The 14,977-nt window shown below is 71.1% G+C and carries 16 protein-coding genes; 7 read left to right on the plus strand and 9 right to left on the minus strand.

Going from position 1 to position 14,977, the window contains the following annotated elements; translation table 11 throughout:
• Window positions 1–8: 8 nt before the first annotated feature.
• On the minus strand, window positions 9–806 hold the full coding sequence (locus A9X04_RS27045; RefSeq protein WP_067927563.1) for a DUF2867 domain-containing protein: 798 nt from the start codon (window positions 804–806) through the stop codon (window positions 9–11).
• A gap of 21 nt (window positions 807–827) precedes the next feature.
• On the opposite strand from A9X04_RS27045, the gene A9X04_RS27050 reads away from it, so the two are divergent.
• Window positions 828–1,424, plus strand: a complete 597-nt coding sequence (locus A9X04_RS27050) for a TetR/AcrR family transcriptional regulator (RefSeq protein WP_067927565.1) — start codon at window positions 828–830, stop codon at window positions 1,422–1,424.
• Here A9X04_RS27050 and A9X04_RS27055 read toward each other — a convergent pair.
• The 4 genes from A9X04_RS27055 to glp form a co-directional block, all read right to left on the minus strand.
• Window positions 1,398–3,575, minus strand: coding sequence for an AAA family ATPase (locus A9X04_RS27055; RefSeq protein WP_067927567.1), 2,178 nt, complete (start codon window positions 3,573–3,575; stop codon window positions 1,398–1,400). The genes A9X04_RS27050 and A9X04_RS27055 overlap by 27 nt on opposite strands.
• Window positions 3,572–4,435, minus strand: a complete 864-nt coding sequence (gene pssA / locus A9X04_RS27060; RefSeq protein ID WP_067927569.1) for a CDP-diacylglycerol--serine O-phosphatidyltransferase — start codon at window positions 4,433–4,435, stop codon at window positions 3,572–3,574. The genes A9X04_RS27055 and pssA overlap by 4 nt, the downstream gene beginning before the upstream one ends.
• Window positions 4,432–5,154, minus strand: coding sequence for a phosphatidylserine decarboxylase (locus tag A9X04_RS27065; protein WP_067927571.1), 723 nt, complete (start codon window positions 5,152–5,154; stop codon window positions 4,432–4,434). Before A9X04_RS27065 ends, pssA begins: the two co-directional genes overlap by 4 nt.
• A gap of 128 nt (window positions 5,155–5,282) precedes the next feature.
• Entirely contained in the window at window positions 5,283–6,488 is a 1,206-nt protein-coding gene (glp, locus tag A9X04_RS27070) for a gephyrin-like molybdotransferase Glp (protein ID WP_067927574.1), read from the minus strand.
• A 73-nt stretch (window positions 6,489–6,561) separates the two neighbouring features.
• Between glp and A9X04_RS27075 the strand changes: the two genes are divergently transcribed.
• Window positions 6,562–7,035 (plus strand): VOC family protein, encoded by a 474-nt coding sequence (locus tag A9X04_RS27075; RefSeq protein WP_067927576.1) that lies wholly within the window; start codon window positions 6,562–6,564, stop codon window positions 7,033–7,035.
• Window positions 7,036–8,478, plus strand: coding sequence for an NAD(P)/FAD-dependent oxidoreductase (locus A9X04_RS27080; protein ID WP_067927578.1), 1,443 nt, complete (start codon window positions 7,036–7,038; stop codon window positions 8,476–8,478).
• Window positions 8,479–8,633: 155 nt separating this feature from the next.
• On the opposite strand, the gene A9X04_RS27085 is transcribed toward A9X04_RS27080, so the two are convergent.
• A complete protein-coding gene (locus A9X04_RS27085; protein WP_067927581.1) occupies window positions 8,634–9,128 on the minus strand; it encodes a cupin domain-containing protein in 495 nt (164 codons plus the stop codon).
• 30 nt (window positions 9,129–9,158) lie between these two features.
• On the opposite strand from A9X04_RS27085, the gene A9X04_RS27090 reads away from it, so the two are divergent.
• Window positions 9,159–9,854, plus strand: a complete 696-nt coding sequence (locus A9X04_RS27090; RefSeq protein WP_067927595.1) for a M24 family metallopeptidase — start codon at window positions 9,159–9,161, stop codon at window positions 9,852–9,854.
• 54 nt (window positions 9,855–9,908) lie between these two features.
• Here the strand turns inward: A9X04_RS27090 and A9X04_RS27095 are convergent, their stop codons facing one another.
• Window positions 9,909–10,823 carry an SDR family NAD(P)-dependent oxidoreductase gene (locus tag A9X04_RS27095; RefSeq protein WP_067927598.1) on the minus strand — a complete coding sequence of 305 codons (915 nt, stop codon included), beginning with the start codon at window positions 10,821–10,823 and terminating at the stop codon, window positions 9,909–9,911.
• Window positions 10,824–10,910: 87 nt separating this feature from the next.
• Here A9X04_RS27095 and A9X04_RS27100 point away from each other — a divergent pair, with 87 nt between their 5' ends.
• Entirely contained in the window at window positions 10,911–11,492 is a 582-nt protein-coding gene (locus A9X04_RS27100; RefSeq protein ID WP_067927609.1) for a TetR/AcrR family transcriptional regulator, read from the plus strand.
• Between the two features lie 2 nt (window positions 11,493–11,494).
• Here A9X04_RS27100 and A9X04_RS27105 read toward each other — a convergent pair whose 3' ends face one another.
• Window positions 11,495–12,262, minus strand: coding sequence for an SDR family NAD(P)-dependent oxidoreductase (locus tag A9X04_RS27105; protein ID WP_067927613.1), 768 nt, complete (start codon window positions 12,260–12,262; stop codon window positions 11,495–11,497).
• 6 nt (window positions 12,263–12,268) lie between these two features.
• Window positions 12,269–13,855 carry an FAD-dependent monooxygenase gene (locus tag A9X04_RS27110; protein ID WP_082975281.1) on the minus strand — a complete coding sequence of 529 codons (1,587 nt, stop codon included), beginning with the start codon at window positions 13,853–13,855 and terminating at the stop codon, window positions 12,269–12,271.
• 141 nt (window positions 13,856–13,996) lie between these two features.
• On the opposite strand from A9X04_RS27110, the gene A9X04_RS27115 reads away from it, so the two are divergent.
• Both A9X04_RS27115 and A9X04_RS27120 read left to right on the plus strand, forming a co-directional pair.
• Window positions 13,997–14,575, plus strand: a complete 579-nt coding sequence (locus tag A9X04_RS27115; protein WP_082973037.1) for a TetR family transcriptional regulator — start codon at window positions 13,997–13,999, stop codon at window positions 14,573–14,575.
• 193 nt (window positions 14,576–14,768) lie between these two features.
• Window positions 14,769–14,977, plus strand: a 209-nt coding sequence (locus tag A9X04_RS27120) for a TCP-1/cpn60 chaperonin family protein (protein ID WP_304442414.1), incomplete at its 3' end; no start/stop codon positions are given.

Raw genomic sequence — 14,977 nt, forward strand, 5'->3', positions numbered from 1 at the left:
CGAAGGGTTCAGGACTGCCCGGCCGTCGCCGTGAGGTCGTACCGCGCGGCGCGTGCCATCAGCCGCGGCGCCACGACCCGATGCAGCGGGCCGACGACGGCCCAGACCGCGCGGGCGGTGAACCTGTGGCAATAATGCACGCGGGTGGTGAGGCCGGCGCGCCGGCCGTCGTGGCGCCGCAGCGTCAGCTCACCGCGCATCAGCGGACCCCGGGCGGTCAGCACGAGCTCGTCGCGATCCGAGCGCGCGATCGTCCAGCCGATGATGTGATCGGGCGACGAGACCGGCCCGAGGTCGAACCTCAGCAGGTGGCGGTGGATCCACAAGATCACGCCCCCACCCGGCGCATCCCGCAGGGCGTCGCGGAACGTCTCCTCGGCGGTGCGTGAGTCGCCTTGCGGGAGGGGTACTTCGAACACGTCGGCGTAGTCGGCGTGCGCGGCGGCGCTGGCGACGCGTTTCAGCGTCCACCGCGTGACGACGCGGTGACCGCCCGTGCCGATGACCAGCGCCCGGTAGGCCTTCCCGTGCGCGCCCGGGAAGGCCGCCCAGGTCGCCGCGCGCACCCGGGTGCGCCCCGGCGCCGCGTCCTCCAGCTCGAACACCCAGCGGTACACCGCGAACGGGTGCCTGCCCTTGAGCGCGAACCACTCCGGCGCCCGCGCCCCGTCCAGCACGAAACCGGGCGGCACGGTCGATGGATCGCCGGGGTCCCGGCACAGCACCGCTAAGAGTGCCGACCACGTGTCGCCACGGCTCGCGTCGACTGTTATGGCATGCTCATCGATATAGGGTAATCGTTCCATATAGAAGGAATGTACTAGATCGTGGCACCTCCGCGAAAGCACGAAACCGACGTGATCCTCGACGCCGCCCGGGCCCTGGTGCTCGACGGTGGGCCGCGCGCGGCCAGCGTCGCGGCGATCGCCAAGGCCAGCGGAGCCCCCGCGGGCACGCTCTATCACCGGTTCGGCAACCGCGACGGCGTCCTGACGGCGGCGTGGCTGCGCGCGCTGGACCGGTTCCAGGCGCGGGCGCTGGCCGCCGACGGCCAGACTCCGATGGAAACCGCCACGGCGATGGCCGTGGCCGCCGTCAGCTTCGCGCGCGAGCTGCCCGACGACGCCCGGCTGCTGTTGACGATCCGGCCCGGTGACCTGCTCGACGAGGAACCCGACGCGGCGTTCCGCGAGACGCTGGCCGCGATGAACGCCCCGCTGACCGAGCGAATCGCGGCCCTGGCCCGCGGGCTGTACGGCAACAGCAGGCCCCGGTCCGTCGACGCCGTCGCGCGGGCGGTCGCGGACCTGCCGTACGCCGTGGTCCGACGCCACGCCCATGACGACCCGATGCCGAAATGGCTGGAACGCGACGTCGCGGCGTCGGCGCGGGCCGTGCTACGGGCCTTCGGCGAAGGCGCGTAGCGCCTGGACCTGCCCGGGATCCAGTGAGGGGCGCACGATTTGGCGCGCGGCCGCGATGTCGGCGGCCGTCACGTCGGTGGCGTCGATGGAGCGCCGCATCGCCGTCAGCGCCGCCTCCCGCAGCAGCGCCACGCAGTCGGCGGCGCTGTAGCCGTCGAGCCCGGCGGCGACCTCGTCGAGGTCGACGTCGTCGCTCAGCGGGACGGATTTGCCCGCGGTGCGCAGGATTTCGCGCCGGGCGGCGGCGTCGGGCGGTTCGATGAACACCCGCCGCTCGAGCCGGCCCGGGCGCAGCAGCGCGGGATCGATCAGGTCCGGCCGGTTGGTGGCGCCCAGCACGACGACGTCGCGTAGCGGGTTGACGCCGTCGAGCTCGGTCAGCAGCGCGGCCACCACCCGATCGGTCACGCCCGAGTCGAAGCTCTGCCCGCGCCGCGGCGCCAGCGCGTCGATCTCGTCGAGGAACACCAGCGCCGGGGCGGAGTCGCGGGCGCGCCGAAACAGTTCGCGGACGGCCTTTTCCGAGCTGCCCACCCACTTGTCCATCAGCTCGGAGCCCTTGACCGAGTGCACGGACAGCTGCCCGGTGCTGGCCAGCGCGCGCACGACGAACGTCTTGCCGCAGCCGGGCGGTCCGTACAGCAGCACCCCGCGGGGCGGTTCCACGCCCAACCGGGCGAAGGTGTCGGGATGCTGCAGGGGCCACAACACGGCCTCGGTGAGCGCCTGCCTGGCCTCGGCCATGTCGCCGACGTCGTTGAGGGTGACGTTGCCGACGGCCACTTCCTCGCTGGCCGAACGGGACAGCGGCCGGATGACGGTCAGCGCCCCGAGCAGGTCCTCCTGGTTCAGCTCGGGCGGGCGGCCGTCGGAGCTGGCGCGCGACGCCGCCCGCAGCGCCGCCTCCCGCACCAGCGCGGCGAGGTCGGCGACCACGAAACCAGGCGTGCGGGAAGCGATCTCAACCAGATCCAGGTCGCCGGCGGGTACCGACTTCAGCAGCGACTCCAAGAGCGCCTTGCGGGTGCCGGCGTCAGGCAGGGGCAGGCTCAGCTCCCGGTCGCACAGGTCGGGCGCGCGCAGCCGGGCGTCGAGCTGGTCGGGCCGGGCCGATGTGGCGATCAGCGCGACACCCTCGGTGGCCACCGCGGTGCGCAGCTCGCCCAGGATCAGCGCGGCCACCGGCTCGGGGGTGGCGGGCAGCAGGGCGTCGACATCGGTGATCAGCAGCACGCCACCGCCGTTGCGGACGGCACGCACCGCCGCGCTCACCGTCTTGAGCCGGTCTTCGGCGTTCAGCGCGCCGGCCTCCGGCCCGTCCAGCTTCACCAGCCGGCGGCCGTCGCAGACCGCGCGCACCAGCGTCACCTTGCCGACGCCGGCCGGGCCCGACACCAGCACGCCGAGGTTGGCGCCGGCGCCCAGCGTCTTGAGCAGGTGCGGCTCGTCGAGTGCGAGCTTGAGCCATTCGGCGAGCTTGGCAGCCTGCGGCTGCGATCCCTTCAGTTCCTCGACGACGGTCTCCGGTCCGACGACGTCGACGAACTCCTGCGACGGCCCGGCCGCGGACGGCACACCGGCGCCCCAGGTGACCAGCGAGTTGGGCTGCACGCTGACCGGTCCCGCCGGGTCGACGCCGGTGACCGTCAGCAGCTCCGACGTCCAGCTGATGCCGACCGAGGCGGCCAGTGCGCGGGCGGCGCCCGACGTCGAGAACGGCGGGCCCAGGTCGCGGGGCAGCAGCGACACGGCGTCGCCGACGGTCAGCACCTTGCCCAGCAGGGCCTGCCGCAGGGTGACCGGCGAGATCGACTGGCTGGCCAACGTCGAGCCGGACAGCGTCACCGACCGGGCGCCGTAGACGGTGACCGCGCCGACGATCACCGCGGTGCCCTCGCGCAGCCCCGCGTTCGACAGCGTCACGTCGTCGAGCAGGGCGGTGCCGATCGGGGTGTCCGGGCCGGCCAGGCCCACCACCGCGGCCGTGGTGCGCGAGCCCGTCAGCGCCACCGCGTCCCACTCCCGGATGCCCAGCGCGGCAACCGCGCTCGGGTGCAGGCGGACGACGCCGCGGCGCGAATCGACGGCGGCGGTGTTCAACCGCGCGGTGAGCGTGAGCTGGCGGGCCGCATCGTCGCCCGGCCGGCTCATCGCAGGCGCCCACCCGGCTTGTGCAGCCCGAGCCGCGCCATCGACCGGCGGTGCGGTTGCGCCCGGCGGATCGCGCGGCGGGCGGCGCGGCGCTGCTTGGGCTCGTCGGACCACGCCTCGGGGTGGGCGGCCAGCCAGCGCTGGTTGCGGACCGCGAACGGCACGTGGCAGAGGTAGGCGACGATGATCACCCAGATCAGGACGTAGGGCGCGAGCACGGCCGCGGCCGCGCAGATCGCCAGCAGAGCCAGCAGCGGCGCGGCCCAGCTGGGGGGCACCGCCGCGGCGTGCATCTTGCGCATCGGGATCTTGCTGATCATCAGCATCGACGTCCCCGTGATCCAGATGCACAGGAACGTCGTCGAGGTCCACCAGCCCTCGCCGAACTGCAACTTGAGCCCGATGAGCCCGATCATCGACACGGCGCCCGCCGGCGCCGGCATGCCGACGAAGAACTCGTGCGTGTAGGCGGGCTGGCTGCCGTCGGCCTGCAGCGCGTTGTACCGGGCCAGCCGCAACACCACGCACACCGCGTAGAGCAGGATCACCACCCAGCCGGCCGGCGACTTCGTCAGCATCGTCACGTAGATGACAATCGACGGCGTCACCCCGAAGTTCACCGCGTCGGCCAGCGAGTCGATCTCCTCGCCCATGCGCGACTGGGCGTCCAGGAGGCGGGCCACCCGGCCGTCCAGCCCGTCCAGGATGGCGGCCGCGGCGATCAAGGCCATCGCGGCCTTGGGCTGATGCTCGAGGGCGAACCGGATCGCGGTCAGGCCCGCGCAGATGGACAGCACGGTCATCGCGCTGGGCAGGATCTGCAGGTTGACCGGCCGCCTGCCGCGCGGCTTGCTGATCATGGCAGTTCGGCCAGCATGGTTTCGCCGGCGATCGCGCGCTGGCCCTCTCGGACCAGCGGGTCGGCGCCCGCCGGGAGGTAGGTGTCGAGCCGGGAGCCGAACCGGATCAGGCCGTAGGTGTCCCCGATGGTCAGCTTGTCCCCGACGCGCGCGTCGCAGATGATGCGCCGCGCCAGCAGGCCGGCGACCTGCACCGCCACCACCTCCGCGCCGCTGGGCGTCCGGATCCGCAGGCTGGTGCGCTCGTTCTCGGTGCTCGCCGCGGCGAGATCCGCCGACCCGAACCGGCCGGGCCGGTGCTCTACGGCGATCACCTCGCCGCTCACCGGCGCGCGCTGCACGTGGGCGTCGAGCAGCGAGAGGAAGATGCTGACCCGCGGCAGGAGCGCGTCGCCCATGCCGAGTTCGGCGGGCGGGGCGGCGGAGTCGATGACGCACACCACCCCGTCGGCGGGCGCGACGATCGCGTCCGGCCGGGCCGGCGGCACCCTCGGCGGGTGGCGGAAGAAGCCCGCGCAGGCGGCCGCCGCCAGCAGGCCGGCCCGCCGCACCCAGCGGTGCCTGCGGCCGGCCAGCGCCACCGCCAGCCCGCCGGCGATGAACGGGCGGCCGGCCGGGTGAACCGGCGGAATCGCCGAGCGCACCAACCCCAACGCGTGCTGCGGGCTGAACTCTGGATCCTCGGCGGTGGGGCCGATGGGGCGGGGGCGTCGTGCCACGCGGCCATCTTACGAAAGGCGGGGGCCGGTTGGTTCCCGCCCGCAGGGGGAACGCCCACCCTCGACATGCATGCCAACGAGGAGACGGCGCCGCGGCTGCGCCGGGCCAAGACGGCCGTCACCGGGGATTAGGTGAGGTCCCAGACCTGAAGCTCGGTCCCCTCCGACACCTCCACGACGTCCTCGGGGATGTCGAGCAGCGCATTCGCCGACGCCAGCCAGCGGAGGTGATGCGACGCCGGCGGCCCGTAACTGGTGACGGTGCCGGCGTCGCGGTCCAGCACCGCGCGCCGGAATTGCCGCTTGCCGCGCGGCGAGGTCAACGACTCGGTGAGCACGGCGGCCCGGTGTGGGCGGTCGGGGTCGGGCAGGCCCATGGCGTCGCGCAGCGCGGGCCGGATGAACACCTCGAAGGACACCAGCGCGCTGACCGGGTTGCCCGGCAGGGTGACGATGGTCGCGCCGGCCACCCGGCCGATGCCTTGCGGCATGCCCGGCTGCATCGCCACCCTGACGAACTCGACGCCCTGGTCGCCGGCGCGCCCGAAGGCGTCCTTGACCACCTCGTAGGCGCCGGCGCTCACCCCGCCACTGGTGATGATCAGGTCGCAGTCGGCCGCGTAGCGATCGAGGACCGAGCTGAATTGCGCCACGTCGTCTTCCGCGGTCGCCACGGCGACCACCTCGGCGCCGGCGTCGCGCACGGCCCCGGCCAGCATGATCGAGTTGGACTCGTAGATCTGACCGGGCCGCAGCGGGTTGCCCGGCGCCACCAGCTCCGACCCGGTGGACATCACCAGCACCCGCTGGCGCGGAAGCACCGGCAGCTCGGCCATGCCCAGCGCCGCGGCCAGGCCCAGCACGGCCGGGGTCACCAACTGGCCCCGTCGCAGCACGGTGGTGCCCTGGGCGACGTCCTCGCCCGCCCGGCGGATGTGCGCGCCGGCCGCGCGCGGCGCGCGGATCGAGACGACCGCCACGCCGCCGTCGGTGTCCTCGACCGGGACGACGGCCGTCGCACCGGCGGGCAGCGGCGCGCCGGTCATGATCCGATGCGCGGTGTTCGGCTTCAGCGTCAACTCGTCGGTGCGCCCGGCGGGAATGTCCTCGGCGACCTGGAGGACCACCGGGTGCTCGGGTGTGGCGCCGGACGTCTCCTCGGCCCGCACCGCGTACCCGTCCATCGCGGAGTTGTCGAAGACCGGCAGTGCCAGCCGCGCGACCACGTCCTCGGCCAGGACCAGCCCCTGCGCGTCGGCCAGCGCGGCGGTCACCGCCGGCCGGGGCTGGATGAGTTCGGCTACGACACGTTGATGCTCAGCTACCGACCGCACCCGGCCATTATCGGCCGGTCGGATTTCCCGGGCCGACCCGGTGAGGCGGTCGGTCCGACGTAGAGTCGAGAACGTGATTACCGGAGTGGCCCACACCGGCGTGTGCGTTCCGGATTGCGAAGCCGCCGTGGCGTTCTACCGCGACGTGTTGGGCCTGCGTGTGCTTTCGCCGCCGTATGTCATGACCGGTAACGCCATTCGCGACGACATGGGCGAGCTGGTGGCTGATCCCAGCATGAAGGCGGCCATCGTGGGCTTCGGCGACGACGGCGATCGGGTGCTCGAGGTCATCGAATACCTCGGCGAAGACGGGCGCGCCGGCGGCCGGGCCCTCACCGATCACGGGTTGTCCCACGTCGGGCTGATCTGTGCGGACCTCGACGCCACCCGGGCGGAGCTGGAGCGCAGGGGGGTGCGCTTCCTGGTCAACGGAATCGCGGAGGTCGCCGGGGTGCGCACCACATGGTTCGCCGACCCCTGGGGGGTGGTGTTCATCCTGGTGGAGAAGAGCCGGCCGGGGCGACCGTACTACGCGCAATGGGCCTGAATGGGTGAGCAGCCGACCGTCGGGATCATCGGCGCGGGCGCCGGCGGCATCGCCATGGGCATCCAGCTGGCCGAGGGCGGCTACCGGTTCACCCTCTTCGACCGGGCCGACGGCTTCGGGGGGACCTGGCGGCACAACACCTTCCCGGGCGCGGCGTGCGACGTCCCGTCGCACCTGTATTCGTATTCGTTCGCGCCCAACCCGCGGTGGAGCAAGACCTACGCCAACCAGCCCGAGATCCTGACCTACCTCGAGACCGTGGCCACCCGGCACGGGCTGGGCGCGCACCTGCGGGCGAACACCGCGATCACAACCGCGCGCTGGTCGGACACCCGGCGCCGCTGGACACTGACCGACGACGGCGGGGCCGAGCACGAGTTCGACGTGGTGGTCAGCGCCGTGGGAATGCTCGACGTGCCCCACATCCCGGACATCCCCGGGACGCAGCGGTTCCGGGGCCGCCGCTTCCACTCCGCGCGCTGGGACCACAGCAAGTCGACGGCCGGGGAGCGGGTGGCCTCCATCGGCACCGGCGCCAGCGCGATCCAGTACGTGCCGGCGATCGCCCCGAACACCGCGCACCTGACCGTGTTTCAGCGGACGCCGATCTGGATCGCGCCCCGGTTCGACTTCCCGTTCACCCCCGAGCAGCACGAGCTGTTCGAACGCGACCCGGCCGCGGCGCGCAAGCTGCGCGACGAGGCCTTCGCCGCCTACGAGTCGGCCAGCTTCGACGTCGACGACGCCCAGACCCGGGAGGCGACCGAGCTGGCCCGCAGCTACCTCATGCGCAAGGTCGCCGACCCGCAGCTGCGGGCCAAGCTGACGCCGGACTACCCGGCCGGCTGCAAGCGGCCGCTGATGTCACGCGACTGGTACCCCACGTTCGCGCTGCCCAACGTCTCCCTGGAGACGACCCCGATCGCCGAGCTGACCGAGCGCGGGGTGCGCACCGCCGACGGCGTCGAGCACCGCGTCGACACCATCGTCTACGGCACCGGGTTCACCGCCGCCGACTACCTGGCCAGCATCGACGTGTACGGAACCGGCGGCCGTCGTCTCGCCGACGTCTGGAGCGACGGCGCCGAGGCCTACCTGGGCACGCTGGTGGCCGGCTACCCGAACTTCTTCACGCTGTACGGCCCCAACACGAACGGCGTCAACTCGATCATCTACATCCACGAAGCGCAGACGACGTTCGTCCGCCACATCCTCGACGTCATGAACCGCCGCGCCGCGCGCACCGTCGAGGTGGCACCCGACGCGCAGCGCCGCTACAACGACGAGATCCAGGCCGCCATGGCGGGCAAGGTGTGGCTGGCGTGCGACAACTACTTCCGGCATCCCAGCGGGAAGGTCGTCACCCAACTGCCTTACAGCGGGCGGACCTTCTTCGAGCGCACCCGCGAGCTGGTCGACGCCGACTACCGCTGGGGCGGGTGACCCCCCCGACCCGCGAGGTGATCTGCATCGGCGATCGCGACCGCTTGACCCGCGCCGCGGCCCGCACCGGTGCGCTCATCGCCATATCGAGTTTTTGCTGAGCCCTGGCCGCTGCCCGCTTCGACAGCTTCGTTGCCTGCACAGCGACACCCTAGCTACTGCACCCAGTAGTTGTCGTGGCGGACGAACCACTCCCGGCGCTCGTCGTCGGTCATGTCGGCCAGCGCAGCGAAGCCTTCGAAGTAGGCCTCCCGCGGGGCGCCCGGGGCGAACAGCATCAGGATCGACGCCGGCTCGTCGGCCCCGTTGCGGAAGCCGTGGACGCCGCCGGGCGGCACGTAGAGGAAGTCGCCCTGCCGGCCGTCGGCCCACTGGGTGCCGTCGTAGAGCTTCATCGTTCCGGACAGCACGAAGAACGCCTCGGACATCGCCCGGTGAAAGTGCGGCCCCGGCCCGCCGCCGCCCGCGGGGATGTCGACCCGGTACAGCCCGTAGTCGCCGTCGGTGTCGCGCTGGTTGGCCAGGTAGTGGTACTTGACGCCCCCGGTTTCATAGTCGGGTGACGAGTCGGCCCGCTTGAGCCAGGCGCTGACCTCGGGCTGGTCGGCGGTGTAGCGGGGCGGGGGATACGGCGGCACGACGAGGGACATGCGCCCAGCCTGCCAGTTAGCATCGCCGGTGTGCAGGGGGCGGACGAACAGACGCGGGTGGAACGGCTGCTGGACGCGCAGGCCGGGGCCGAGCGGTTGTTCGACGAGATCGAGCGGCGCGCCATGATCCGCCCCGGCATCTCCGAGCGGCAGCTGTCCGACGAAATCAACCATCTGGCCGCGCGAATGTTGGGGGTGACCCGGCACTGGCATCGGCGGATCGTGCGGGCCGGCGAGAACACGCTGCAACCCTTCAATGAGCGCCCGCCGGACCGGGTGGTCGCCGACGGCGACGTCGTCTTTCTCGACCTGGGGCCCATCTTCGCCGAGTGGGAGGCGGACTTCGGCCGCACCTTCGTGCTCGGCGACGACCCGGACAAGACGGCGCTTCGCGACGCGCTGCCCCGGGTGTGGCAGGCCGGCCGCGAGTACTTCGACCGGCGCCCCGACGTCACCGGCGCCGAGCTGTACGACTTTGTCGTCGGCGTGGCGCACTCCGAGGGATTCGAGTTCGCCAGCTCGATCGCCGGTCACCTGGTCGGGGAGTTCCCGCACCGCAAGATCGCCGGGCCCGGCGTCCAGTGGTACATCGCGCCGGGGTCGGACAAGCCGATGCGGCGCACGGACCCGGCCGGCCGCATCTGCCACTGGATCCTGGAGATCCACCTGGCCGACCGGGCCCGCGGCTTCGGCGGTTTCTACGAGCAGCTGCTCGACCTGCCCTAGTGCCGATCGCAAGCGCGGCGCATGTGCCGGGCGCAGCGGGTCGGCACCATTGGCTCAGTCGGTGGGATAGACCACCCCGGTGAGCTGCTCGGAGACCTCCCAGAGCCGCCGCTGCAGCGCGGCGTCGTGGGACTTCTCGCTCGAAGCCACCAGCTTGGGATAGCCGCGCACCTCGCCGAACCCGTCCGGGCCGTAGTACTGGCCGCCGAGCACGCCCGGGTCGGTCGCGGCCCGCAGCGTCGGAAGGGCGCCCATGGCCGCGTCCTGAGCGATCACCGAGAAGAACACGTTGACGAGCGGCCGCAACGCCGCGGGCGTGTAGCGGCCCAGCTCGGTGTTCGACCCGCCGGGGTGGGCGGCGGCGGCAATCGTCGTGCCGTGGGGGGCGAGCTTGCGCTGCAGTTCGTAGGTGAACAGCAGGTTGGCCAGCTTGGCCTGCCCGTAGGCCGCCACCCGGTTGTAGGAGCGCTCCCATTGCAGGTCGTCGAAGTGGATGTCGGCGAGAATGCGGTGGCCCATGCTGCTCACCGTCACGACCCGCGAACCGGCGACCGGCAGCAGCCGCTCCAGCAGCAGGCCGGTGAGCGCGAAGTGGCCCAGGTGGTTGGTGCCGAACTGCATCTCGAAGCCGTCTTTGGTGGTTTCCTTTGGCGTGTACATGACGCCGGCGTTGTTGATCAGCAGGTCGATGCGGTCGTAGTCGGCCTTGAGCTGTTGGGCCGCGGCGCGGACGGAGTCCAGCGACGTCAGGTCGAGTTCCTGGAGTGCGACGTCGGCGTGCGGGCTCTTGGCGGCGATCCGGGCGGCGGCGTCCTTGCCCTTGTCCAGGTTGCGCACCGCCAGCACGACGCGGGCGCCGTGGTCGGCCAGCGCGGCGGCGGTCTCGTAGCCGAGGCCGGTGTTGGCCCCGGTGATGACGGCGACGCGTCCGGTCTGGTCGGGGATGTCCGCTGCGGTCCATTTGGCCATGGAAGCTCCTTCAACTTGTAGACTAAGCGGGGCGGGCGCTCCGGTTGATTCCGACTATACGGAACGCACGCTCCGCTTTGTCAACCGATGGGTGGTAAACACTTGGCGCAACCCGCACGGCCGTTGCGCGCCGACGCGGCACGCAATCGTGCCCGCGTGCTGGACGTGGCCTACGAAACCTTCGCGGCCGAGGGCCTGTCCGTGCCGATCGACGAGATCGCGCGGCGCGCGGGGGTCGGGGCCGGCACCGTCTACCGGCACTTCCCGACCAAGGAGGCGCTGTTCACCGCGGTCATCGCGGACCGGATGCAGCGGATGGTCGACGACGGGCGCGCCCTGTTGGAGTCCGAGGGGCCGGGGGAGGCGCTCTTCGTCTTCCTGCGCTCGCTGGTGTTGCAGTGGGGGGCGGCGGACCGCGGCCTGGTGGACGCACTGGCCGGGTACGGAATCGACATCGCCTGCGCCGCGCCCGAGGCGGAGGACGCCTTCAAGGCCATGCTCGGCGAGCTGCTGCGCGCCGCGCAGGAAGCCGGCACCGCGCGGCGGGACGTCGACATGGGCGACGTGAAGGCGATCCTCGTCGGGTGCCAGGCGATGCAGGCCTACGACCCGGTGTTGGCCGAGCGGGCGACCGGCGTCGTCATCGATGGTTTACGTCCGCCCCGATAGGGTCACATCCATCCCCCGGACGCGTCGAGCGTCGCGCCCGTGATGTAGGAGGCATCCGCACACAGCAGGAAGGCCACGACGGAAGCGATTTCGTCCGGTGCGGCCAACCTGCCGAGCGCGTTGAGGGATTGCAGCAGGGCTTGAAAAGGCACGTCGGCCAGTGCCGGGGGTATGTAGTCGCCGGCAAATTCGGCCGCCATGTCGGTCGCGGTTCCGCCCGGGGCGATGGCGTTGATGGCGATCCCGCGCGCGGCGAGTTCCGGCGCGAGGTTCAGCACCATCGCAGATACCGCCGCCTTGCTGGCCGCATACAGGGTGTGGCGTGCGACGGCGACGCGCGCGCTCACCGACGAGGTCAGCACGATCCGGCCGCCGGTCGGCATCCGAGCAACCGCCGCTTGGGTGACGAACAGCTGGCCGGCGACGTTGATCCGGAACACCCGGTCGAAGTCGGCCAGGGTGAGGGATTCCAGTGCGCCGAAGTGCTCGACGCCGGCGTTGCTGGCAAGCAGGTCGATCCCGCCGAAGGCGGCGTTGACGCGCTCCACCAGATCGCTGGTCTGGGCGGGATCGCTGACGTCGGCACGAAACGCCGCCGCCTGATGTCCGGCCGCACGGAGCTCGTCCACCAGGGCGTCGGCCGACTTCTCATCCGACGCGTAGTTGACCGCCACCGCCGCGCCTTCGGCGGCCAGCCGTCGCACGATCGCCGCGCCGATGCCCCGGCTTCCGCCGGTGACCAGCGCCCGCTTACCGGCAAGGGTGTTCACCGGCGGTCAGCCCCTGATCGTGGCGAAGTAGGTGGGCACCGTGGTGGTGTCGTCGAGGGCGGCGACGGCACCGACGTAGCCGTCCGGGCGTATCACTACCCGCCCACCGCCCGTGAGCCCAACCCGTTGTGCCACAACGCTGTTCGGGTCGGCGATCACGGCGTCGTAGCCGGCGACGGACGCCTCGTCGCCGGTCACCAGCACCTGGACCTGACCGTCGCCACCGGCGGCGGGGGCCACCTGCTCGGGGGCGATGGTGACCACGGTGTGCCCCGGGTTCTGGCTACCGCTCACGACGCTCAGCTGCTTATGCACGGCCACGTCGGACACGTGCGGAAAATATTGGCCGGCAACTACTTTCGCATGCGCTGGAGGTTTCCCCACGGCGATCGGGCTGTCCTGGTAGCCGATGGTGACCTCTTCCATCAAGTTGGCCATGGCTCGCCGGGCCGCCGGGATGTGCGACGCCGTTTCGATCACCACGTCGCGGATCCGGCCGGCCACCCCGGACATCGTGGCGAGCCTGGTGAGCCGGTCGGTGAACGTGATGACGTGCTGGGCGACCGGGAGGCGCTCGGCCTCGTAGCTGTTGAGCAGCGTGTCACCGCCTTCGCCGTTGACCGCCGCGGCCAGCTTCCAGCCCAGGTTGAACGCGTCCTGCATGCCGGTGTTCATGCCCTGTCCGGCGGCAGGGCTGTGGATGTGAGCGGCGTCGCCGGCCAGGAACGCCCGGCCCCAGCGGTACGCGGGAACCCTCGCGTGGTGTATCTCGAAACCGGTCAGCCAATGTGAGCGCACCAACCGGATGTCGCCGATCCGCTGATCGAGTATCTGCTGCAGTTCCTGCTGGCTCGGATTCCGGTTGACCGGGGTACCTGGTGCGTCGCGCACCGGGGCGAGGAATCGGATCCGCCCGTCGCGCATCGGCAGCACCACCACGGGACCGTCGGGGTGGAAGAAGGTGTACCAGGAGTCCACATCCAGCGTGTGCTCGGCGTCGACGTCACCCATCACGACATGTGTCCCGGTGAAGGAACCGGCGAGCTTCGTGCCCACCAGGCGCCGCACCGTGCTGTGCGCTCCACCGGATCCGACGACCCAGGAGGCGCTGAGCTGTTCGACCGGACCGTCTTCCGGGCCGTCGGAGCGCCGCAGGGTGAGGTGCACGGCGTCGGCGTCCTGGGTCAGTGCCACCAGCTCGACGTTGCGCTCGACGGTGACGCCGAGCGATTGCAGGTGCTCGCCCAGCACGCGTTCGGTCTCGGTCTGCGCCGTGACCAAACAGAACGGGAACGCGCTGTCGACCGCACCGAACGGGATCCGGGCCAGTTTTTTGTGGCCGGCGTAGCACTCCATCGCGCTGGTCTTGACCCCGGTGCTCACCAGTTCGTCGACGATGCCCATCCGGTCGAACATGTCGAGGCTGCGCGCGTGCACCGCGATCGCGCGCGAGTGTTCGGTGGGTTGCGCCAGCTTGTCGATGACCCGAACGCGCACGCCGCGGCGGGCGAGTTCGGCGGCGGCGACCAGACCGACCGGTCCGGCACCGACGACGAGAACATCGGGGCCTTGGGGGGATGGAGCGGCGGCCATGTCTTCCTCCTGTGGGTGGGGGTAGTTGAGACGAAGTTTCACGCCAGCGTGAGTCTAGGTTCAGCGCCGGGGAAATTTCACGCTATGGTGAAACGTATGGCGAAGAGGCCGATAACTCCCGGTCCGCGAGATGAACGGGGGGTGCTGGCCGCGAAGATTGTTGTCGCCGCCCGTGATGAGTTCGCCGAACACGGCTGGGCGGGAACCACCATCCGGGCGGTGGCGCGCGCGGCCGACGTCGACCCCGCGCTGGTCTATCACTACTTCGGGACGAAGGAGCGGTTGCTTGACGCCGCGACGAACCCGCCGCAGAAATGGCTGGAAGCCGTCGCGAAGGTCTGGACGACGCCGACCGAGAAGCTCGGCACCGCCCTGGTCCAGGTGCTGCTGGCGAGCTGGTCCGACGAGGAGATCGGGCCGACTATGTGTGCCATCCTGCAGACCGCCGCGCACGAACCGACGGCGCGCGAGAAATTACGGCGTGGGGTAGTCGACAGCATGATGAACAGCGCGGCACTGGACGGCGACGAACGGGACCGACTGGTTCGCAGCGGGCTCATCGCGTCGCAGATGGTGGGCTTTGCGCTGATCCGCTACGTCTGGAAGATGGAGCCTCTCGCGTCGATGCCGGATGACGAGGTGATCGCCGCAATCGCACCCAACCTGCAGCGTTATGTCGACTGTGACCTCACCAACGGGTCTGCTCAGGCGAGGGGCTGAGCCGAGCAGCCGCCTGGTCGACGGCAACCTTGCACTCGGCATAGGCGAGTGCTAAGAATGACTTTGGCACTCGCGACCAGTGAGTGCTAGGTCGGGACGGTGAGACTGAAGCCGAACACAGCTGCGGTCGTCCGTCGCGGGCACTGCGTCCGGCCAAAGACGTGTAACCCCCAACCGGAGGATTCACTTCGCAATGTCCAAGATCATTGCTTACGACGAAGAGGCCCGTCGCGGCCTCGAGCGGGGGCTCAACGCCCTCGCCGACGCGGTAAAGGTGACGTTGGGTCCCAAGGGCCGCAACGTCGTCCTGGAGAAGAAGTGGGGCGCCCCCACGATCACCAACGATGGTGTGTCCATCGCCAAGGAGATCGAGCTGGAGGACCCGTACGAGAAGATCGGCGC

The sequence above is a fragment of the Mycobacterium sp. E3247 genome, from assembly GCF_001667785.1.
GTDB lineage: Bacteria > Actinomycetota > Actinomycetes > Mycobacteriales > Mycobacteriaceae > Mycobacterium.